Genomic DNA, 17,931 nt, shown 5'->3' on the forward strand with positions numbered 1-17,931 from the left:
CACGGCCGGCGCTCGTTCGCGAGCCGCCGGCCGCAGTCTGCGACTTTGATTTCAAGGGGACTTTCAATGCGTACTCTCAAGCACATGGCGATTACCGCCAGCGCAATGGCGATCATGGCGTCCGTGACGCCCGCTGCCGCGCAGGTCGAAATGCTGCCGGCGCATGAAGAGCAGCTCGATGCGGCCAAGGCCGCAATGATGGGCGATTCGGCCGAGGCGCTGCGCCTGGCGCGCGAAGTGAAGATCGCAGCGTCCGACGACACCGTCGAAGCGCACCGCGCACGGCTCAGCGCGCAGTGGCTGGAAGGCGAAGCGCTGATCCGGCTGAACCGCGTGGACGAAGCGCAGGCGATCATCGAACAGGCCATCGCCGAGGCATCCGATGCTTTCGCAAACGACCAGCTTTATGCCGACCTGCTGCGTTCGCAGGCCTCGCTCATGGCGCATCGCGGCGAATACGGCCTCGCGCTTTCCGCCTTTCTCGAAGCGCACGACCGTTACCAGCAGCTGGGCGAAACGCGCAGCCAGGCCATCGTGCTGCAGAATATCGGATCGCTTTACTCCGACGCACGCGATTACGAACGCGTCATGCGTTATTACCGCCAGGCGACCGAAGCGCATACGGACGACCCGGCGCTGGCGCTTTCTGCGCACAACAATGTGGGCAACGCGCTCAAGGAGCTGGGTCGCTTGGGTGAGGCGGAAACCGAATTCGGCCGCGCGCTTTACGTTGCCAAGGATATGGGGTCGCCGACGCTCGAGGCCCGCATCCTTACCAATATTGCATCCACCCAATATAATCGGGAGCAGTATGGCGAAGCCATGACCACGGTCGAGCGCGGCCTGCGCATCGCGGCCGCCGATGCTCCGGAATGGTTGCCCTTCCTGTACGGCGTGCGCGGCCAGATCCACCTTGCGACGGGTCAAACGCAAAGAGCTCGTGCCGATATCTCCCGCACCTTCACCGGTCAGGACATCGAAAGCAGCTCGCCCTATTTCCGAGATTTCCACCAGACGGCATACCAGATCTTCTCGCGCACCGGCGACAATGAGCTGGCGCTGCGCCACCTTTCCGCCTTCCATCGCATCGACGGCCAAGCCCGCGATCTGTCGGCCGAAGCCAACAGCGCCCTGCTGGCGGCACGTTTCGATGCGGAAAGCAACGAGCTGCGTATTTCCAAGCTCTCTGCCGAAAAGGAAGCGAGCGAAGCCCGCCTTACCGCGACGCAGAATAAGGTCTGGCTGCTGACATCGGTGGTGCTTCTGGTTATCGCCGCATTCCTCGCCGCGCTCATCACGCTGCGGGTCGTCAATCGCAGCAAGCGCGCCATCAGCGAGGTCAATAACAAGCTGACTTATGTCATCCAGCATGACGGGCTGACCGGCCTCTTTTCGCGCGATCACTTCCACGCCTTGTTGGAAAAGGAAGCGCAGAGCGCGAAAGAGGACGAGTCCACCGGCGTTCTGATGCTGATCGACCTCGATCGCTTCAAGCAGGTGAACGACAAATACGGCCACGCTGCAGGCGATCACATCCTCGTGAAAACAGCCATGCGCTTTCGCGAAGCTGCCGGTCCGGATGCGACGATCGGCCGATTGGGCGGTGACGAATTCGCGCTGTTCATGCCGCATCCCTTCGCAATGGAAGATGCCGCCGAAGTCGCACAGGCGATTATCGACCGCGTGTCCGTCCCCTTCCAGTTCGAAGGCCACGAGATCATGGTCGGCGCTTCCATCGGCATGGCAGCCATCGGTGCCAAGGATCGCAACACCAGCGCACTCATCACCAATGCCGACCTCGCGCTTTACGAAGCCAAGCGTCAGGGCCGGGGCATCTTCGTCAAATATGCGCTTTCTATGCGCGATACGCTGGAAGAGCGCACCTTGATCGAGAACGATCTCGGCCGCGCGCTCGAAAAGGGCGAATTGTCGATCTCCTACCAGCCGATCGTCGACGGAGTGGACGGCCATACGCGCTGCCTTGAGGCGCTGATGCGCTGGAACCATCCGACACGCGGCGAAGTCTCGCCCGAGATTTTCGTGCCGGTTGCCGAGGACGCGCTGCTGATAGACAAGCTCGGCGCATGGCTGCTGCGCACCGCCTGTCAGGATGCCGCTGCATGGGACAAGAGCATCAAGCTGACCGTCAACGTTTCGGCCCTGCAGCTTTCGAGCGGCGTGTTCCTGCCGACCGTGATCGAGGCGCTTGCCTATAGCGGACTGGAGCCGGAACGACTTGTGCTGGAGCTTACCGAATCAGTCGTTCTCGAAATGGACGAAGAGGTCGAGCGTCTGGCCCGCAGCCTCAACGAGCTCGGCGTTACCTTCGCGCTGGACGATTTCGGTCGTGGCTACTCGTCGCTGAACTACATTGAAAAGATGCAGTTCTCGATGATCAAGATCGACCGCGATTTCGTCCAGGCCGCAGCTGCCGGCTCCCAGAAGAGCCTCGCCGTCGTCGCCGCCATCGTGTCGCTCGCCGAATCTCTCGGCATCGATGTCACCGCCGAGGGTATCGAGGGCATCGAACAGGCCGACGCCATGCGCGCACTTGGATGCTCGTGCTTCCAGGGCTTCCACTTCGGTCGCCCAGAGCCGTTGCAGCAGGCCCCGCTCGCCATGACGGCGTGAGCCCGACGCTGGACTTCAGCACACTAGGGGTAAATGCCGCGCCCGCAACGGCTCGGCATCAGGTGGCGGAGACGGAGGGATTCGAACCCTCGATACCCCGATAGGGGTATGGTTCCTTAGCAGGGAACTGGTTTCAGCCACTCACCCACGTCTCCGGACCTGTGTGGCAGGTGGCGCGCTATAACGGGGGAGCATCGCGGCTTCAAGAGCCTGCTTTGCGGGCCTTAACCAAGCTGAGAGCCGCGACTCGGTTCACCGCAAAAGCGATTCCGCCTGCCGCCTATTCATTGCCGCTTCATCCGCCAGCGATTCTCCTGCTCGGGACAACGTATGCCTGACCTGAAGGGATCGAAGGCCATGAACATCCTGCCAAGCCGCCTCGCGCGCGCCATCGCCGCCGCGCTGATTGCGCCGCTTCTCGCATTCGGCGCAGCGCCCGCCGCTGCGCAGATGCAAACGATCGATCCAGATACGGTGATAGACGGCGACCTGATCGAAACGCCCGCTCCTCCGCAGCAGGACTATGACGACAGCTACCCCGCCGATGCCGCGGGACCCTACGAAACGCAGGCACCGGACCAGCGCTATGAAAGCCAGGAGGTTCGCCCGTCACTTGATTTGCCAGAGAATGGCTCCGACTACAGCTCGGCCGCTACCGATGCGGCGGTGGACGAATTTCCGCCCGAGCCCGCGCCTGCCAGCGCAGAGGCAGGAACCTATCGCGAGGATGACCTGATCGGCGCGGCGGAAGGGCTGTTCGGGCGGGGCGCGGAAGGTCTTGCGCGCCTGATCCAGGATATCCTGGCCGATCAGGGCGAGCCCAATGGCTATATTGTCGGGCGAGAGGGCGGCGGCGCTTTCATCCTCGGCGTGCGCTATGGTTCGGGAACGCTGTATCACGCCGTCGAGGGCAATATGCCGGTCTACTGGACGGGGCCGTCGATCGGTCTCGATGCCGGCGCGAATGCGGGCAACACCTTCGTGCTCGTCTACAATCTCTACGACACGGACGAGCTGTATGAGCGATATCCGGCGGGCGAGGGCCAAGCCTATTTCGTCGGCGGCTTTACCGCGAGCTATGTGCGCAAGGGCGATGTCGTGCTGATCCCCATCCGCGTGGGCGCGGGCCTGCGGCTCGGCATCAATGCGGGTTACATGCGCTTTTCGAGAGAGCAGCGCTGGCTACCGTTCTGAAGGTTTCGTGAGCGAGCCGATAGCCGTTCGCGTCGCATAAGGCGGCATTGCACCGCCGGATCGGCTTGCACCTGTGCCGCGCTGGCGGCATGGCGGTTGTCGCTATGCTCGACAAACTCGAAGAACAATCGCCCGATGCGCTGCTGGCGCTGATCAAGCTGTTCAATGCGGACGATCGCGACGACAAGATCGACCTCGGCGTAGGCGTCTATCGTACGAAGGATGGCGATACGCCAGTCTTCGATGCCATCAAGGGCGCCGAGCGGCGTCTGGTCGAAACGCAGGACAGCAAGAGCTATCTTGGCCCCGAAGGCGATATGCGCTTCGTGGGCGGGCTCATCCCGCATGTCTTCGCGGATGCCGAGCCCGCAGATGGCCGGATGGACGGGATGCAGACACCCGGCGGCACCGGCGCGGTTCGCCTGGCGCTCGCGCTGGCGAAGCAGGCCGGCGTGACCCGCGTGCTGATGGGCACGCCGAGCTGGCCGAACCATGCGCAGATCCTTGCCGATCTCGACCTGGAACTGGTCGGTTTCGACCATGCGAATGCGGACGGGTCCGCCAATATGGATGCTTTGCGCAATGCGCTTTCAAGCGCCGACGGGCATGCTGCCGTCTTGCTGCATGGCTGCTGTCATAACCCGACAGGGGTCGATTACACCCATGCTGAGTGGGACGAGATCGCCGCGCTGCTGGCCGATGGCGCGGTCCTGCCGATCATCGATATCGCCTATCAGGGCCTGGGCGATGGTATGGACGAGGACGCCTACGGTCTGCGCACCGTGACGAATGCGGTCGATGAATTGCTGGTCGCCTATAGCTGCGACAAGAATTTCGGGCTCTACCGCGACCGGGTCGGCGCGTTCTACGTTATCACCGGCAGCGAGGCCGCGACGAAGCGGGCGATTTCCAACGCCGCCGCCCTTGCCCGTGCCAACTGGTCCATGCCCCCCGATCATGGCGGGGCGGCAGTGCGGGTCATACTGGAAGATGCCGCGCTCACGCAGCAATGGCTCGACGAGGTCGCGGATATGCGCAGCCGCATCCGGCGAGTGCGCGCGCGCCTGGCGGAAGCCGGGACCGCGGGCAGCGTCGATCTCGCGCCGCTCGGGCGGCAGAAGGGCATGTTTGCCATGCTACCCGTATCGAAGGATCAGGTGCAGCAGCTGCGCGAGGATCACGGCGTCTACATGGCCGGATCGGGACGCATCAATGTTGCCGGGCTCACCATGCAGAATATCGACACTTTCACCGACGCTCTCGCCAAGGTGACCGGTTAGGGTACAGCCCGGCGCGCCGCGTTGCCGCGCTCGCCTGCACGACGTTATGTGCCCTGCAAGGGTAGATGGCGGCATGTCGATTTCGCAGCACAAGGATTACGGTGCGCTGGTGGGCTGGACGACGACGCGTACGGGAGCGGATCGCGTTGCATCTGCAAAGCGTGACCTCGCCGCCGCCGCATTCGGCGGACGATGTGCGATCGCAGATCTATCTGATGGATACGAACCAGGTCGCGCAGCTGGCGAATCATCTGTTTGAAATCAGCGGGACATCGCGTCCCTGCCGCAAGGATCGCGGCCTGCTTGCGCGGCTGTTTGGCTAGCTGCGCAGCGATTGCATCCGGTGGAGGTAGCGCGCCAGCGTATCGACCTCCAGATTGACCTCGCCGCCCTGCCGCAGCTCGCCCAGCGTCGTCACCTCTTCGGTATGGGGTATAATATTGAGCGTGAAGCGGACGGCATCGTCCGTGTCCTCGACCGAATTGACGGTGAGGGATACGCCATCGACGGTGATGGAGCCTTTCTCGGCGATGTAGGGGGCGAGGCGCTGCGGTGCGCCGATGATGGCATGCATCGATCCGCCGACCGGCGTCCAGTCCAGCACTGAGCCGACATCGTCGACATGGCCCGTCACGATATGTCCGCCAAGCTCGTCCCCCAGCTTCAGCGAAGGCTCGAGATTGAGGCGCTGGCCTTGCGCCCACATGCCCTTCGCGGTGCGCGACACGGTTTCCTGCGAGACGTCGACATCGAAATGCGCGTCGCCCTTCGTTCCACCCTTGGCGACGACGGTCAGACAAACGCCCGAGCAGGCGATCGAAGCGCCAATAGCGATGGCCGCCGGGTCGAGCGGGCAAGCGATGCGCAAACGCATGTCGCCGCCTTCGCGAACGGAGTCGATCGTGCCGATGGCGGTGACGATGCCGGTAAACATGCGGGCGACCTAGCGGGTTCTGCCGAGGATTTCGAGCGTGTCCTGGCCGAGCACGCGCAAATCTTTCCGTGTCCACCGACGATGCGCGGACGACAGGTCTTCAAGGCCGATATCGGCAAGGCCCGGCCTGCCGTCGCCGAGCAGGATGGGCGCGCGGTACAGCAACAGGCAATCGACCATATCCTCGGATAGAAACGCTGCAGCAGCAGCCGCACCGCCTTCAACGAACAGATAGCGAATGTCCGTCATGTCGCGAATGGCGCCCGGCGATGTCAGGCGAGCCCAGCCATCGGGAGCATCGCTGCGCGACAGCACCCATCGCTCGGGCGATCTCTCGGCGAGGGCGGGCAACCTGACGTCGAGGCGCGGCGTATCGTGACGCAAGGTTTCGCCGCCCACCAAAATGGCGTCGGCGCGGGCCCTTTCGCGATGGACGTGCCGCCGCGTAATCTCGCCGGTGATCCACTGGCTTTCGCCCGAAGCCGTCGCGATGCAGCCGTCAAGCGAGAGGGCAAGTTTGAGCGTGACATGCGGCCGACCCTCGAGGACGTGCATCGTGTGCCCTTCGAGGCCGAGTTCGGCACTTCCCAGGCCCGCATCGACCGTTTTCAGTCCCTCATCGGCAAGGCGCGCAAGTCCTGCACCAGCCGTTCGCGGATCGGGATCCTGCATTCCGATGACCGCCCGCGCCACACCTGCAACGGCGACCAGATCGCTGCATGACGGACCGCGCGGCGAACGATGCGCGCAAGGCTCCAGCGTCACATAAAGCGTAGCGCCCTTTGCCCCGTCTCCCGCCTCGGCAAGCGCCATGGCCTCTGCATGGGGGCGACCACCCGGCTGCGTCCATCCCCGGCCGGCGACCTTGCCGTCGCGCAGGATAATGGCGCCGACGCCGGGATTCGGGCGGCTTAGCGGCCGTGCGCGTTCCGCCAGGGCGGCCGCTGCGGCAAGCCAGCGACGATCTTCACCGGAAAGCTCAGCCTGCGGCACGCGCGCAATATTCTTCGAGCGACAGCGCAAGCTCCTCCGGCGTCGGTCCCTCGGGCTCGCCCCGAGCCGCGCGCTCGGCTTCCGCTTCCGCTTCCAGCTCATCGACGTCGATGAACGTGGCCTCGCCCAGAGCACGGTAGATTTCGCGGCGAAGTTCGGCGCGTTCGTCGAGCTTCGCCTGAAGCTCGTTCTTCAGCCGCTGGTTTGCGCAATTGTCCGCTATGATCTCCGCTTCGGAGCGATCCTCGTCTAGTGTGGTGATCCAGATCAGCTCCGGGCGTTCGGGCGGAGCGCGCTCGGTTTCCGGCAGGAACAGCATGAAGAGCGCGAAGGTGGCGGCACAGGCCACGCCGAGGATCTGCCAGCGATGCGGCGTCGGCTGCTTCCAGTGACCGGTAAAGTCGCGGACCGCCTTTCGCGGGGAGATGCGACGAAAAAACTTCTTCATGGCCGGATAGATAGGCGGCTTCGCCCCGCCGCGCCAGTATTGCCTATCCGAACGGCGCGTAGAGGCTGCGACCATGCGCTTTCAGCCAAGTGTCCGCCTCCGAGATTTCGCCTTCGAAAAGGTCGGCGAGCAGCGCATGGAATGCTGGCGAATGATCGAAATGCAAAAGGTGCGCGACTTCGTGAGCGGCTACGGAGCGGCGCACGGCATCGGGTGCCATGACGAGACGCCAATTGATGCGGATGCAGCGACCTTTCGCCCGCTCGCTTGAGCACGATCCCCAGCGGCGCTGCGCGCGCGACAGGCGAACATCCGGCGCGGGCAGATCGACACGTCTGCAATAGTGCTCCACGTCTTCGCGAAGGACGCTCTGCGCCTCACCTTCCAGCCAGCGACGGACGCGGCCGGGCATCCTGTCTGCAGGGCCTCCGACACAAAGAATGCTTCCCTCAAGCCGCACCTTCCGTGGCCCGGATGACCGCCAGCGGATCGTAAATGTCTCGCCACGGAAAGGAACTTGCGTACCGTCGCCGATTGCGACGGGTTTGGGTATCTTTGCCAATTGCTGTCCGATCCAGTCCTGCCGGGCCTTGGCAAAGGTAAGCGCATCGAGCGTACGACCCCATTGCGGCATGGTGATGCGCAGCTCGGAGCCGTCGGGCGCAAGCCGCATCGTCAGTCGTTTTGCTCTGGCGTGCCGGCGTATGGCGATCGGCAATTCGCGGCCATCCACCTCGACATTGGGGTCGCGATGATCGGCGCGCAGCCAATCGATCATCGTTGTTCCCATTCGGTGATGTGATGCTCCAGCGGGCCGGCCACCGCCTCGCTCACGCAGCGTCCGGCAACGCTCGCGCCCGCTTCCATCATCGCGTCACGGCTGCCGGTGAGCAGATGGTGCCATTCGGGCAGCGGCTTGCCCTCTGCCCGGCGGCGATAGGCGCAGCTTTCGGGGAGCCACGGAACGCTCTGCACCAGGCGAGGGGTCAGGCGCAGGCAATCTGGCACGAACGCCTTGCGATGGCGATAATCCTTGCAGCGCGCAGTGCCTGTGTCGAGAAGCTTGCAGGCGACATTGGTCTCGGCAATCTCGCCCGTATCTTCGTCTTCCAGCTTGTGCAGGCAACAGCGCGCGCAGCCATCGCACAAGGCTTCCCATTCTTCGCGGGTCAGATCGTCGAGCTCCAGCTCCCAGAAGCGTTTCCTCATCGCACCCACTTTTCGAGCTCCGCGGCAACAGCGTCTGCCGATTGCTCGACGGGCAGAAGAGCCATGGGCTGGCCTTCCCGATCGACTAGATAGCCGGATCGCGAATGGTCCATCAGGTAGCCGCCCTCGCTCGTTTCGGTGCCTTTGCTGTAAGAAGCGAAATAATTGGCTGCCGCCGCCTCGATCTGTTCGGGTGTCCCGGTCAAGCCTATCAAATTGTCCGAAAAGTTTGCTGCGAATTCACCGACAACTTCCGGCGTGTCGCGTTCGGGATCGACGGTGATGAAGATCGGCTGCACGTCGTCGGCCAGCTGCGGATTGGCCTCGGCAAACTGATTGTAACCCTGCACCATGCGCTGCACATCGAACGGGCATACATCGGGACAGTAAGCATAACCGAAATAGACCATCTGATATCGCCCGGCGAAATCCTTGTCGCTGACGGGCTCGCCGTTCGAGCCGACCAGGTCGAACCCCCCCACAACGGCCGAACCGTACAATGGCGGCGGCGCGGCGTCCTGCGCGGGTTCGCTTTCACATGCGATAAGTGCGAGAGGTGCCAGGGCGAGCGAGAGAAGCTTGAAAGGCGATGACATCACGCATAGTTCATGGTCTGCTAACGCGCGTTATTCAAGGTGTGCGCAGGGCAAGCGTTCGGGCCAAGCCCGGAATTTTCAACAGGAGGATGGGCGGCACCGGACCGCCCTCGAAACCCATGTTCGCAATTCGCAAGATTTTCTCGACTGCCGCCGTCGTTCTCGGCCTTTCGGTTTCGTCACCGGCCGCCGCGCAATTCTATTCCGACGGCTACGAGTTTCTCGAAGCGGTGAAGAATCGCGAAGGGACTGCGGCGACCAATATGCTGAAGGAGCCGGGCTCCACCGTGGTCAATTCGCGCGATATCACCTCTGGCGAGACCGGACTGCACATTGTTGTCGGGCGACGCGATCTGACATGGACGCGCTGGCTGCTGCAGGAAGGGGCCAATCCCAACATTGCGGATAATGACGGACGCACGCCGCTTATCCTTGCGACAGAGATCGGCTTCCTGGAAGGCGTCGAGGCGTTGCTGGCACGCGGCGCGCGCGTGGACGTTGCAAACCGGACGGGCGAAACGCCGCTGATCGCGGCGGTCCATTCGCGCAACACGCAGCTCATGGAAGTGCTGCTGGAAGGCGGCGCCGATCCGGACCGCGCCGACAATACCGGCCGCAGCGCGCGCGACTATGCGCGCCAGTCGGGCGTCCCGCCGCGCATCCTTTCGACGATCGAATCGAATGAGCGCGACGATGCCGATGGCGGTGATCGCGTCTACGGCCCGGTATTCTGATGGCGGACATGGCCGACCTGACGCTGGATGAACTGCGTGTCGCTCTCGCGCCTGAAATCGCGCTGGCCGCGATGTTCGATGGCTGGACGATGGCCGCACTCGATTCCGCGGCGGAAAGCGCCGGTGTCGATCCCGATGTCGCGCGACTGGCCTTCAAGGACGGCCCGATGCAGATGGTCGATGCATGGATCACCTCGGTCGATCAGAGCATGGAAATCGAATTTGCCGATGGGCGGCTCGATACGATGCCGATCCGCGAGCGCATTCGTTCACTCGTGTGGTTCCGCCTCGAAGCGATCGAAGGACTGGAAGAGTCGCTGTCGCGCGCGATGGCGGTGCAGGCAATGCCGCAAAACGTGGCTGCCGCGTTCCGGCAGGGCTGGTCGAGCGCGGACAAGATGTGGCGGCTGGCAGGCGACACTGCGACCGATTACAACCACTACACCAAGCGCGCGATCCTCGCTTCGATCTACGGTGCGACCCTGGCCGTATGGAAGAGTGATGACAGCCAGGACAAGGCGGAGACCGCGGCCTTTCTCGATCGCCGCATCGAGGGCGTGATGAAGTTCGAGAAGGTGAAGTCGCAATTTCTCGGCAAGGATCGTGAGACGTTCGATGTCGCTCGCTTCCTTGGCCGACTGCGCTACCCGCAACGCTAGCTACTATTGAGAACCAGTTGCAATTAGCGCGCCGCTCTGGCACGGCCGGGCGCGTGACGCAGCATTCCGAAACACTCGACACCCTGCCGCCGCTTGCACGGGCGGAGATCGTGTCTGTCGACTGGCAGTCGCTCGCGCCCGACGAGGGGAAGCGTTTGCGCGCGCTCGGCCTGGACGAAGGGGCCCGTATCGCTGTCGCCCATCGCGGCGTCTTCTTTGGCAAGGACCCCATCGCTTTGATGGTCGGCCGTACCACGATAGCAGTACGCAGGGCACATGCCCGCGCCATGCGGGTTCGCCAGCTGTGACCACGAAACGCACTGCCGCGCTGGTCGGCAATCCGAATGCGGGCAAGAGCGCGTTGTTCAACGTGCTGACCGGCGCGCGGCAGAAGATCGCCAATTATCCCGGCGTTACTGTGGAGCGGAAGGCCGGGCGCATGACGTTGCCGAGTGGCGAGCCGGTCGACCTGATCGACCTGCCCGGTTCCTACGCGCTCGATGCCGCCAGTCCGGACGAGGAAGTCACCCGGCAAGTGGTGATGGGAGAGTTCGAAGGGCAGGCGCAGCCGGACCTGCTCATCGTGGTGATCGATGCGGCCAATCTCGAGCAGCACCTCGTCTTCGCGCAAGAGATCGTCGCGCTGGGTAAGCCCACCGTCGTCGCTCTCAACATGCTCGACCTTGCCGAGCGGGACGGCCTGGCGATCGATCCCTCGGCGCTGTCGGACGCATTGGGCGTGCCGGTCGTGCCCACCGTCGCCGTGCGGCGCAAGGGCATGGACGCGCTGGCCGAGGCGATGGACGCGGCGCGCACGCAGGATGTTTCCACGCGCCACGATGTCGCCAGCCTCACCCTGCCGGAGCGGCGGCTGGCTGCGCGGAACATGGCGAAAGGCGCGATCCTTTCGCAGAGCGCGGGGCACCGCCTGCATGCCGGGCTCGACAAGGTGCTGCTGCACCCCTGGCTCGGCCCCGTCATCCTGTTCGCGCTGCTCTTCGTGGTGTTCCAGGCCGTCTTCGCCTGGGCGGACCCATTTATCGGCGCAATCGAAGGGCTTGCCGAAAGTGTCTCCGGCGTGGTGACCGCCACCATGCCGGAAAGCTTCCTGCGCGATCTCATCACCGAAGGCGTGATCGCGGGCGTCGGCTCGGTCGTCGTCTTCCTGCCGCAGATCATAATCCTTTTCGCCTTCATCCTGGTGATGGAGCAGTCGGGCTACATGGCCCGCGCCGCATTCATCATGGACCGGCTGATGGCTTATGTCGGCCTGTCCGGCCGCAGTTTCATCCCGCTCCTTTCCAGCTTCGCCTGTGCCATTCCAGGCATCATGGCCACCCGCTCCATCGCCGATCCGAAAGACCGGCTGACCACGATCCTGATTGCCCCGCTGATGACCTGCTCAGCGCGGCTGCCAGTCTACACTGTCATCATCGCCGCGGTCATCCCGGCGAGCAGCGTAGGGCCGGGCTTCGGGCTGCAGGGGCTGGTGCTGTTCGGACTTTACATCGCCGGCATCGTAGGCGCGATGCTGGTGGCGCTGGTGCTGCGTCGCACCGCGACCAAGGGTGCGGCATCGGGCTTCATCATGGAGCTTCCCAAATATCAGTGGCCGCCGCTGCGCGACCTGCTGATCGGCCTGTGGCAGCGCGCGTGGGTCTTCCTGCGGCGGGCTGGCACGATCATCTTCGCCGCGACCGTGATCCTGTGGCTGCTGCTGACCTTTCCGAAGGCCGAGCCGGGCGAAAGCCAGCTCGACGCATCGGCGGCGGGCCATATCGCCAGCTTCATGCAGCCCGCTTTCGAGCCGATCGGCTTCCAGCGCGAGATGACGCTGGCGCTTGTCCCGGCGATGGCGGCGCGCGAGGTGGCGGTCGCTTCCCTCGCCACCACCTATGCTGTCGAGGCAGAGGACGAGGCGGAAACCGAGGATGCGCTGCGCGGCCAGATCGCCGCACGCTGGAGCCTGCCGACCGCGCTGGCCTTCCTCGCCTGGTTCATCTTTGCCCCCCAATGCCTCTCCACCATCGCTGTCGCCCGGCGAGAGACGAACGGATGGAAATGGCCCGCGGTGATGGTCGGATATCTGTTTGCGCTGGCCTATGTTTTTGCAGGTTTGACCTATTGGGGGGCCGTTGCGCTGGGCCTTTAGCGAGCGCGATGTGGGAAAGCCGTGTTCGGGGTGGTGAGTCCGCAGGGCTTTCGATAGTCAGGCCTGCGAACAGACACGAAGGACACGAATCATGGCGGGCAGTCTCAACAAGGTCATGCTGATCGGCAATCTGGGGCAGGACCCTGAAGTGCGCAGCTTCCAGAATGGCGGCAAGGTGTGCAATCTGCGCATCGCGACGAGCGAGACCTGGAAGGACCGCAATACCGGCGAGCGGCAGGAGCGCACCGAATGGCACACCGTGGCCATCTTCTCCGAAGGGCTGGTGAATGTTGCCGAGCGCTACCTGAAGAAAGGCAGCAAGGTCTTCATCGAAGGCAAGTTGCAGACCCGCAAATGGCAGGACCAGTCCGGCAATGACCGTTATTCGACCGAAGTCGTTCTGCGCGGCTATGACGGCACGCTGACCATGCTGGATGGCGCGGGTGGTGCTGGCGGCGGCGGCGGTGGAGGCGGCCAGGGCGGCGGGTATGGCGGCGGTGGAGGCGGCCAGTCCTCGGGCGGCGGCTTCGGCGGCGGTTCGAGCGGCGGCGGGGCATCGGGCGGCAATGGCGGCGGCTCCAATTACGACGATCTGGACGACGACATCCCGTTCTGATCGAGCCAGTTGCGTTTCGCGCAAGTTGACGAAACACATGCGCCGGTGGCCCGCTTCAATTTGCAAAGGCGCAAAGCCGAAACGCGAAAGCCCCGCCGGGTTGGCGGGGCTTTTCGTTTGGAGCCAGGAAGGCGGAGCGGACGATGTGAAAGAGCGCCGTCGGCGTTGCAGATTCGGGGCGTGTAGGACAGCCTCCAAGTCCGCTTCCGACACAATTGCGGACATTTGAACCTTACGCCCCACTATCCCAAGGCCTGCATGTGAATGAATCATGTTGCAGATGATATATTTCATGTCTTACATGAAGTCTATGTTGATTCGTAGTTTTCTTGTTTCGCTAATTCCAGTCGTCCTTGTCGGCTGCGGAACCGATGACGATGCGCCGATAGTCGCCATGCCCATACCGGTATCCGGCTTCGAAGCCATGTCGGCCGAGATTCGCGCTGGACAGTTGGGCCGTATTGAGGCGGTCGTCGTCGACCAGTCCGGAAGCGTTGTCTATGAGACGTATTTTCGTGACAGCAATGCTGGTTCGCGGATCGACGTGCGGTCGGTGGGCAAGTCGTTGACGGCTCTGGCGATAGGGGCCGCCGTTGAAGATGGACTTCTCGAAAGCGTCGACGTTCCAGTCTGGGATTATCTGATCGGCGAGGAGCCCGTCGAACACGATGGCCCCGCAAAGCGGGAGATCACTGTGGATGACTTGTTGTCGATGTCCTCGACGCTTGACTGCAGCGATTGGGTCTCGCGCAGTCCGGGCAACGAGGAGCGAATGTATCGTACCGATGTCTGGCGCGATTTTGCGCTGAATCTCCCCGTCGATCCCGACTATCGCGAGCTTCCGAACGGCTATGGCCGGTTCTCATACTGCACTGCCGGCGTATTCCTTCTGGGGCAGGTGGTCGAGAAAGCGACGGGCCAGCGTTTCGACAGCTATGTGCAAGCACGGCTGTTCGATCCGCTGGGTATCGCCGGAGCAGACTGGCGACGCTCGCCGAGCGGCGAGATACAGAGCGGGGGCCAGCTTGGTGTTCGCCCCGCCGATCTCGCGCGTGTCGGACGTATGGTGCTGAACGGGGGGACATTCGATGGCCAGCGTATACTCTCCGCTGACTGGCTGCGGACTATGCTAACGCCGAAGGTAGGAGCAACGGCCGATATGGACTACGGCTATCTATGGTGGACGCGGTTCTTCGCCGCGCCGAATGGCACCAGAACAGGCGGCGCGTTTATGTCGGGCAATGGCGGCAATATCGTCGTTCTACTGCCGGACTATGACGCGGTCGCGGTGGTTGCTGCGACTTCCTACAACCGCGACGATGCGTTTGACAACGCTATCACCGTAATTGAAACTCATGTCATTCCCGAGCTGGCCAAACGAACAGGAAGCGCGTCATGAACCGGTTTTCAGCCGCAATGGCTACGCTGACTACCATAGGGATTGCAGCCTCGCTTATTATCGGCCCCGTTATCTGGCTGTTCTTCATCGAATGGGCGGCGGCTGCAAGCCGCTTCGGAAGTCAACCGCAGTCCTTCTCGACGGATCTCCGATTGGCTGGAGCCTTCATCGCTTTAATGGGCGGCATCGTGCGGGCATACGGACTGTTGGGACTGCGCCGGACTTTCACCGAGGCGGCGTCGAAACGTCCGCTGTCTAAGCGCGCGGTGGTTGGTTTCCGCCGCTTTGCGCGTGTGGAATTGCTCATGGTGCCGATCGGGATCGTCCAGTTCTCTGCTTTCGGATATGTGGTCTCCCTATCGGACAACATCGATGGCGGCTCGGTGTCTATTCGTTTCGGCACGCCGGAGCTCGGTGCTTTCTTTATCGCTCTACTCCTCGCCTTCGCGGCGGAGGTGTTTGCTGAGGGCAGACGCGCGGCGGATGAGAACGCCAGCTTTCTGTAGGCTTTTCGCCATGCGTATCACCGTCCACCTTGATGTCATGCTCGCTCGCCGCAAAATGAGGATGAAGGATCTCGCGGCGCGAATAGGAATCGCCGAACAGAACCTGTCGCTCATCAAAACCGGCAAGGTGAAGGGAATGCGCTTCGAGACGCTAAGCAAAATATGTGACGTGCTAGACTGCCAGCCAGGCGACCTGCTCGAGTTTGAAAGGGACGAAGGCTCTTAAGCGCGTCAGCTTCTGCTTCGTTGCTGCCAATGACAGACATTCCGCTGACCACCCAAAAGCGGACCGACCGCCGTCATTCCCCCCGCAATCCCCGCAGAGCCTCCGCCAGCGGGCCGCTCTCGCCTTCCTCGATCAGGCCCTTCTCGCGCCGAACATTGTCGGCGTCAGGGCCGCAGGCGAAGGGGTCTATGGCCAGCGCCAGGCTTTGCGCGACCGCTTCGCCAAGATCGAAACCGGTGCCGTCATAGGGCACGACGTCCAGATCTTCTTCGGTGAGCTCGATTTCCTCGTCCTCCTCGCTCGCTTCCAGCCGTGCGGCGGGGACGAAGCGGATAGCCACGTCTTCGGCGATCTGCACCGGCAGGTCGTCGCCCGAAACGGAGCAGCTTTGCACGATGGCAGCGCGCATCGGGCCGGTCGCGGCAACTTCGTCGCCTTCCAGCACCAGAGCGAGCGTCGCGGCGAGGCTTTCGACCGATACCAGGCCGAACCGCTGCGCCAGCGCGGCGCATTCCGCTGCGCTCGCGACGAGTTCAACGGGCTTTTCCGTGACCGAGCGGATCGATACGGGGCGCGAGAATTCGGGGGTGTCGCTCATGCGCGCAAGTCTCCCGCAAGCACCTGCTCGTCCGAGCACGCGGCCAGCTCACCATGCAGCGCCCGTACCCGAACGGCCAGCGCGTAGGGCTTCGCCTCCTCGTCGGTCAGCGTGATGTTGCGCTGGAGGATTTCGGCGAGCTTGGCATCGCTATCGGTCATGTGTTCGCGCAGCGCGCCGATACGTCCGCCCAGCGCGCTCATCAGCTTGCCCATATTCTTGCCCACCATCAGATCGCCGACGCCCGTATCGCGCAGCTGGCGGTCCATGTCGGCGACGAACAGTTCGGTCAGCAGCGCGGTCTTGGGCGCCAGCGCATCGCTGTCTTCCATGCGCAGCAGGACGAGCGCGAGGACCAGCGAGATCATGTCGAAGCGGCCTTCCACCGTATCCGCCACGCCGCAGGTCGCATACCATTCGCTTTCGCGGCTGACGCCGACAAGCGCGTGCCATAACGGGCGAAGTTCCTCGCGGCCGTCGCGGCCCAGCAGGCGTTGGATGAGTGACATGGGTGTGACGATCTCCGGCGTCGTTAAGGACAAGTTCAATGGCCGAGGGACAGCAGTGCGTTGCACCGGCGCGCGAGCCGTCCTAAGGCCTGTCGCGAACATATAGGGTGGGGCCGCTGTCACGCAAAGGCAGGCGGGCACTCGTCCGGAAATTCGAAGGATTTGCAGATATGGGTTCGATCGTGCGGATGGCAGCGCTGGCGGGGCTGGGCCTTGCCGTGGCGGGATGCTCCTCGATCACCAATCATCGCGGCTATATCGTCGATGAAACGCTGGTGCAGTCGGTCCAGCCGGGCATCGACAACCAGCAGAGCGTGCAGGGCACGCTGGGCCAGCCGACCATGAAGAGCCAGTTCGGCCAGCCGGTGTGGTATTACATTTCCAGCCAGACGGAGCAGGCGCCGTTCCGCCAGCCGACGATTTCGCAGCACACCGTCTTCGCCGTCTATTTCGACGAGGCGGGCAATGTGGTGAGCACGGATCGCAGCGGCATGGAACAGGTCGCGCGGATCGATCCCGAAAGCGACACCACGCCGACGCTTGGGCGAGAGCGGGGCTTCCTGGAAGACCTGTTCGGCAATATCGGCACGGTCGGCGCGCCGGGCGCGGGTGCTCCCGGTGCGGGCGGCGGTCGGTAGTCTGGCGGCTTGAAGCGGGAGGGCGCTACGCCCATATCCCGCCGCATGAGCGACGATAAGGCCAGCCACGGCCTCACCCAGTGGCACGGCACCACCATCATCGGCGTCAAGCGCGACGGCAAGACCGTGATCGCGGGCGATGGCCAGGTTTCGATGGGCAATACGGTCATGAAACCCAATGCGCGCAAGGTTCGCCGCATCGGGGAAGAGGGAAAGGTGGTCGCCGGTTTCGCTGGCGCGACCGCCGATGCCTTCACGCTGTTCGAACGCTTGGAGCGCAAGCTGGAGCAATATAGCGGCCAGCTGATGCGCGCCGCGGTCGAACTGGCCAAGGACTGGCGCACCGACAAATATCTTCGCAATCTGGAAGCGCTGATGATCGTCGCCGATGACGATGTGCTGCTGGTGCTGACCGGCAATGGCGATGTGCTGGAACCCGAAGCGGGTATCGCCGCAATCGGCTCGGGCGGCAATTACGCGCTCGCCGCTGCCCGCGCTCTCGCCGAATATGAAGAGGACGCGGAAACCATCGCCCGCAAGGCGATGCAGGTCGCCGCCGATATCTGCGTGTTCACCAATGGCAATGTGACCGTGGAAACGGTCTGAGGA

General features: G+C 63.3%; 22 protein-coding genes and 1 tRNA gene. 14 read left to right on the forward strand and 9 right to left on the reverse strand.

What is annotated here, in order from left to right:
* Positions 1-66: 66 nt before the first annotated feature.
* Positions 67-2,631 (forward strand): EAL domain-containing protein, encoded by a 2,565-nt coding sequence (locus tag D6201_RS11400; protein WP_120048888.1) that lies wholly within the window; start codon positions 67-69, stop codon positions 2,629-2,631.
* Between the two features lie 63 nt (positions 2,632-2,694).
* Here D6201_RS11400 and D6201_RS11405 read toward each other — a convergent pair.
* Positions 2,695-2,786, reverse strand: a tRNA-Ser gene (locus tag D6201_RS11405).
* Between the two features lie 175 nt (positions 2,787-2,961).
* Between D6201_RS11405 and D6201_RS11410 the strand changes: the two genes are divergently transcribed.
* The 3 genes from D6201_RS11410 (at position 2,962) to D6201_RS12985 (ending at position 5,428) form a co-directional block, all read left to right on the forward strand.
* Positions 2,962-3,825 carry a DUF1134 domain-containing protein gene (locus D6201_RS11410; RefSeq protein ID WP_165853549.1) on the forward strand — a complete coding sequence of 288 codons (864 nt, stop codon included), beginning with the start codon at positions 2,962-2,964 and terminating at the stop codon, positions 3,823-3,825.
* A 104-nt stretch (positions 3,826-3,929) separates the two neighbouring features.
* Positions 3,930-5,105 (forward strand): amino acid aminotransferase, encoded by a 1,176-nt coding sequence (locus tag D6201_RS11415; protein WP_120049382.1) that lies wholly within the window; start codon positions 3,930-3,932, stop codon positions 5,103-5,105.
* 161 nt (positions 5,106-5,266) lie between these two features.
* Positions 5,267-5,428, forward strand: coding sequence for a hypothetical protein (locus D6201_RS12985; protein WP_165853550.1), 162 nt, complete (start codon positions 5,267-5,269; stop codon positions 5,426-5,428).
* Here the strand turns inward: D6201_RS12985 and D6201_RS11420 are convergent.
* Genes D6201_RS11420 through D6201_RS11445 form a run of 6 tightly spaced genes read right to left on the reverse strand, consistent with a single transcriptional unit; the run spans position 5,425 to position 9,285 of the window.
* Positions 5,425-6,039, reverse strand: coding sequence for a riboflavin synthase (locus tag D6201_RS11420; RefSeq protein ID WP_120048889.1), 615 nt, complete (start codon positions 6,037-6,039; stop codon positions 5,425-5,427). The genes D6201_RS12985 and D6201_RS11420 overlap by 4 nt on opposite strands.
* Before the next feature lie 9 nt (positions 6,040-6,048).
* A complete protein-coding gene (gene ribD / locus D6201_RS11425) occupies positions 6,049-7,032 on the reverse strand; it encodes a bifunctional diaminohydroxyphosphoribosylaminopyrimidine deaminase/5-amino-6-(5-phosphoribosylamino)uracil reductase RibD (RefSeq protein ID WP_242447535.1) in 984 nt (327 codons plus the stop codon).
* Complete coding sequence (locus tag D6201_RS11430; protein WP_133304007.1) at positions 7,019-7,480, reverse strand: hypothetical protein; 462 nt, start codon at positions 7,478-7,480, stop codon at positions 7,019-7,021. Before D6201_RS11430 ends, ribD begins: the two co-directional genes overlap by 14 nt.
* Positions 7,481-7,523: 43 nt before the next feature.
* Positions 7,524-8,258: a M48 family metallopeptidase gene (locus D6201_RS11435; RefSeq protein ID WP_120048892.1), complete on the reverse strand. Its 735-nt coding sequence runs from the start codon at positions 8,256-8,258 to the stop codon at positions 7,524-7,526.
* Complete coding sequence (locus tag D6201_RS11440; protein ID WP_422664710.1) at positions 8,255-8,689, reverse strand: YcgN family cysteine cluster protein; 435 nt, start codon at positions 8,687-8,689, stop codon at positions 8,255-8,257. Before D6201_RS11440 ends, D6201_RS11435 begins: the two co-directional genes overlap by 4 nt.
* Positions 8,686-9,285: an SCO family protein gene (locus D6201_RS11445; RefSeq protein ID WP_120048894.1), complete on the reverse strand. Its 600-nt coding sequence runs from the start codon at positions 9,283-9,285 to the stop codon at positions 8,686-8,688. Before D6201_RS11445 ends, D6201_RS11440 begins: the two co-directional genes overlap by 4 nt.
* Before the next feature lie 119 nt (positions 9,286-9,404).
* On the opposite strand from D6201_RS11445, the gene D6201_RS11450 reads away from it, so the two are divergent.
* The 8 genes from D6201_RS11450 (at position 9,405) to D6201_RS11485 (ending at position 15,577) form a co-directional block, all read left to right on the forward strand.
* The gene (locus D6201_RS11450) at positions 9,405-10,019 is read left to right on the forward strand and encodes an ankyrin repeat domain-containing protein (protein ID WP_120049383.1); all 615 of its coding nucleotides are present in this window, start codon (positions 9,405-9,407) and stop codon (positions 10,017-10,019) included.
* Entirely contained in the window at positions 10,019-10,678 is a 660-nt protein-coding gene (locus D6201_RS11455; RefSeq protein WP_120048895.1) for a COQ9 family protein, read from the forward strand. The genes D6201_RS11450 and D6201_RS11455 overlap by 1 nt, the downstream gene beginning before the upstream one ends.
* A gap of 53 nt (positions 10,679-10,731) precedes the next feature.
* Complete coding sequence (locus tag D6201_RS11460; protein ID WP_120048896.1) at positions 10,732-10,986, forward strand: FeoA family protein; 255 nt, start codon at positions 10,732-10,734, stop codon at positions 10,984-10,986.
* Positions 10,983-12,830 carry a ferrous iron transporter B gene (gene feoB, locus D6201_RS11465; RefSeq protein ID WP_120048897.1) on the forward strand — a complete coding sequence of 616 codons (1,848 nt, stop codon included), beginning with the start codon at positions 10,983-10,985 and terminating at the stop codon, positions 12,828-12,830. The genes D6201_RS11460 and feoB overlap by 4 nt, the downstream gene beginning before the upstream one ends.
* Before the next feature lie 91 nt (positions 12,831-12,921).
* The gene (gene ssb / locus D6201_RS11470; protein WP_120048898.1) at positions 12,922-13,446 is read left to right on the forward strand and encodes a single-stranded DNA-binding protein; all 525 of its coding nucleotides are present in this window, start codon (positions 12,922-12,924) and stop codon (positions 13,444-13,446) included.
* A gap of 292 nt (positions 13,447-13,738) precedes the next feature.
* Positions 13,739-14,845, forward strand: coding sequence for a serine hydrolase domain-containing protein (locus D6201_RS11475; protein WP_165853551.1), 1,107 nt, complete (start codon positions 13,739-13,741; stop codon positions 14,843-14,845).
* The gene (locus D6201_RS11480) at positions 14,842-15,351 is read left to right on the forward strand and encodes a hypothetical protein (RefSeq protein WP_133304008.1); all 510 of its coding nucleotides are present in this window, start codon (positions 14,842-14,844) and stop codon (positions 15,349-15,351) included. The genes D6201_RS11475 and D6201_RS11480 overlap by 4 nt, the downstream gene beginning before the upstream one ends.
* Before the next feature lie 10 nt (positions 15,352-15,361).
* A complete protein-coding gene (locus tag D6201_RS11485; RefSeq protein WP_120048901.1) occupies positions 15,362-15,577 on the forward strand; it encodes a helix-turn-helix domain-containing protein in 216 nt (71 codons plus the stop codon).
* Positions 15,578-15,650: 73 nt separating this feature from the next.
* On the opposite strand, the gene D6201_RS11490 is transcribed toward D6201_RS11485, so the two are convergent.
* Positions 15,651-16,175: a YceD family protein gene (locus tag D6201_RS11490; RefSeq protein ID WP_120048902.1), complete on the reverse strand. Its 525-nt coding sequence runs from the start codon at positions 16,173-16,175 to the stop codon at positions 15,651-15,653.
* Positions 16,172-16,684 (reverse strand): ubiquinol-cytochrome C chaperone family protein, encoded by a 513-nt coding sequence (locus D6201_RS11495; RefSeq protein WP_120048903.1) that lies wholly within the window; start codon positions 16,682-16,684, stop codon positions 16,172-16,174. Before D6201_RS11495 ends, D6201_RS11490 begins: the two co-directional genes overlap by 4 nt.
* Positions 16,685-16,854: 170 nt before the next feature.
* Here D6201_RS11495 and D6201_RS11500 point away from each other — a divergent pair, with 170 nt between their 5' ends.
* Both D6201_RS11500 and hslV read left to right on the forward strand, forming a co-directional pair.
* Positions 16,855-17,322, forward strand: a complete 468-nt coding sequence (locus D6201_RS11500) for an outer membrane protein assembly factor BamE (RefSeq protein WP_120048904.1) — start codon at positions 16,855-16,857, stop codon at positions 17,320-17,322.
* A 45-nt stretch (positions 17,323-17,367) separates the two neighbouring features.
* On the forward strand, positions 17,368-17,928 hold the full coding sequence (gene hslV, locus D6201_RS11505) for an ATP-dependent protease subunit HslV (RefSeq protein ID WP_120048905.1): 561 nt from the start codon (positions 17,368-17,370) through the stop codon (positions 17,926-17,928).
* Positions 17,929-17,931: the final 3 nt, after the last annotated feature.

Origin of the sequence: Aurantiacibacter aquimixticola (assembly GCF_003605475.1) — a bacterium.
Taxonomy (GTDB): domain Bacteria; phylum Pseudomonadota; class Alphaproteobacteria; order Sphingomonadales; family Sphingomonadaceae; genus Alteraurantiacibacter; species Alteraurantiacibacter aquimixticola_B.

Excerpts from the sequence above, each read along its gene's own strand:
- D6201_RS11415 (WP_120049382.1), top strand. The coding sequence starts at position 3,930 with ATGCTCGACAAACTCGAAGAACAATCGCCCGATGCGCTGCTGGCGCTG.
- D6201_RS11500 (WP_120048904.1), top strand. The coding sequence starts at position 16,855 with ATGGGTTCGATCGTGCGGATGGCAGCGCTGGCGGGGCTGGGCCTTGCC.
- D6201_RS11475 (WP_165853551.1), top strand. The coding sequence starts at position 13,739 with ATGTCTTACATGAAGTCTATGTTGATTCGTAGTTTTCTTGTTTCGCTA.
- D6201_RS11480 (WP_133304008.1), top strand. The coding sequence starts at position 14,842 with ATGAACCGGTTTTCAGCCGCAATGGCTACGCTGACTACCATAGGGATT.
- D6201_RS11450 (WP_120049383.1), top strand. The coding sequence starts at position 9,405 with ATGTTCGCAATTCGCAAGATTTTCTCGACTGCCGCCGTCGTTCTCGGC.
- D6201_RS11430 (WP_133304007.1), bottom strand. The coding sequence starts at position 7,480 with ATGAAGAAGTTTTTTCGTCGCATCTCCCCGCGAAAGGCGGTCCGCGAC.
- D6201_RS11410 (WP_165853549.1), top strand. The coding sequence starts at position 2,962 with ATGCCTGACCTGAAGGGATCGAAGGCCATGAACATCCTGCCAAGCCGC.
- D6201_RS11485 (WP_120048901.1), top strand. The coding sequence starts at position 15,362 with ATGCGTATCACCGTCCACCTTGATGTCATGCTCGCTCGCCGCAAAATG.
- D6201_RS11420 (WP_120048889.1), bottom strand. The coding sequence starts at position 6,039 with ATGTTTACCGGCATCGTCACCGCCATCGGCACGATCGACTCCGTTCGC.
- ssb (WP_120048898.1), top strand. The coding sequence starts at position 12,922 with ATGGCGGGCAGTCTCAACAAGGTCATGCTGATCGGCAATCTGGGGCAG.
- D6201_RS11440 (WP_422664710.1), bottom strand. The coding sequence starts at position 8,689 with ATGAGGAAACGCTTCTGGGAGCTGGAGCTCGACGATCTGACCCGCGAA.
- hslV (WP_120048905.1), top strand. The coding sequence starts at position 17,368 with ATGAGCGACGATAAGGCCAGCCACGGCCTCACCCAGTGGCACGGCACC.
- D6201_RS11445 (WP_120048894.1), bottom strand. The coding sequence starts at position 9,285 with ATGTCATCGCCTTTCAAGCTTCTCTCGCTCGCCCTGGCACCTCTCGCA.
- D6201_RS11435 (WP_120048892.1), bottom strand. The coding sequence starts at position 8,258 with ATGATCGATTGGCTGCGCGCCGATCATCGCGACCCCAATGTCGAGGTG.
- D6201_RS11495 (WP_120048903.1), bottom strand. The coding sequence starts at position 16,684 with ATGTCACTCATCCAACGCCTGCTGGGCCGCGACGGCCGCGAGGAACTT.
- D6201_RS11455 (WP_120048895.1), top strand. The coding sequence starts at position 10,019 with ATGGCGGACATGGCCGACCTGACGCTGGATGAACTGCGTGTCGCTCTC.
- D6201_RS11400 (WP_120048888.1), top strand. The coding sequence starts at position 67 with ATGCGTACTCTCAAGCACATGGCGATTACCGCCAGCGCAATGGCGATC.
- D6201_RS11490 (WP_120048902.1), bottom strand. The coding sequence starts at position 16,175 with ATGAGCGACACCCCCGAATTCTCGCGCCCCGTATCGATCCGCTCGGTC.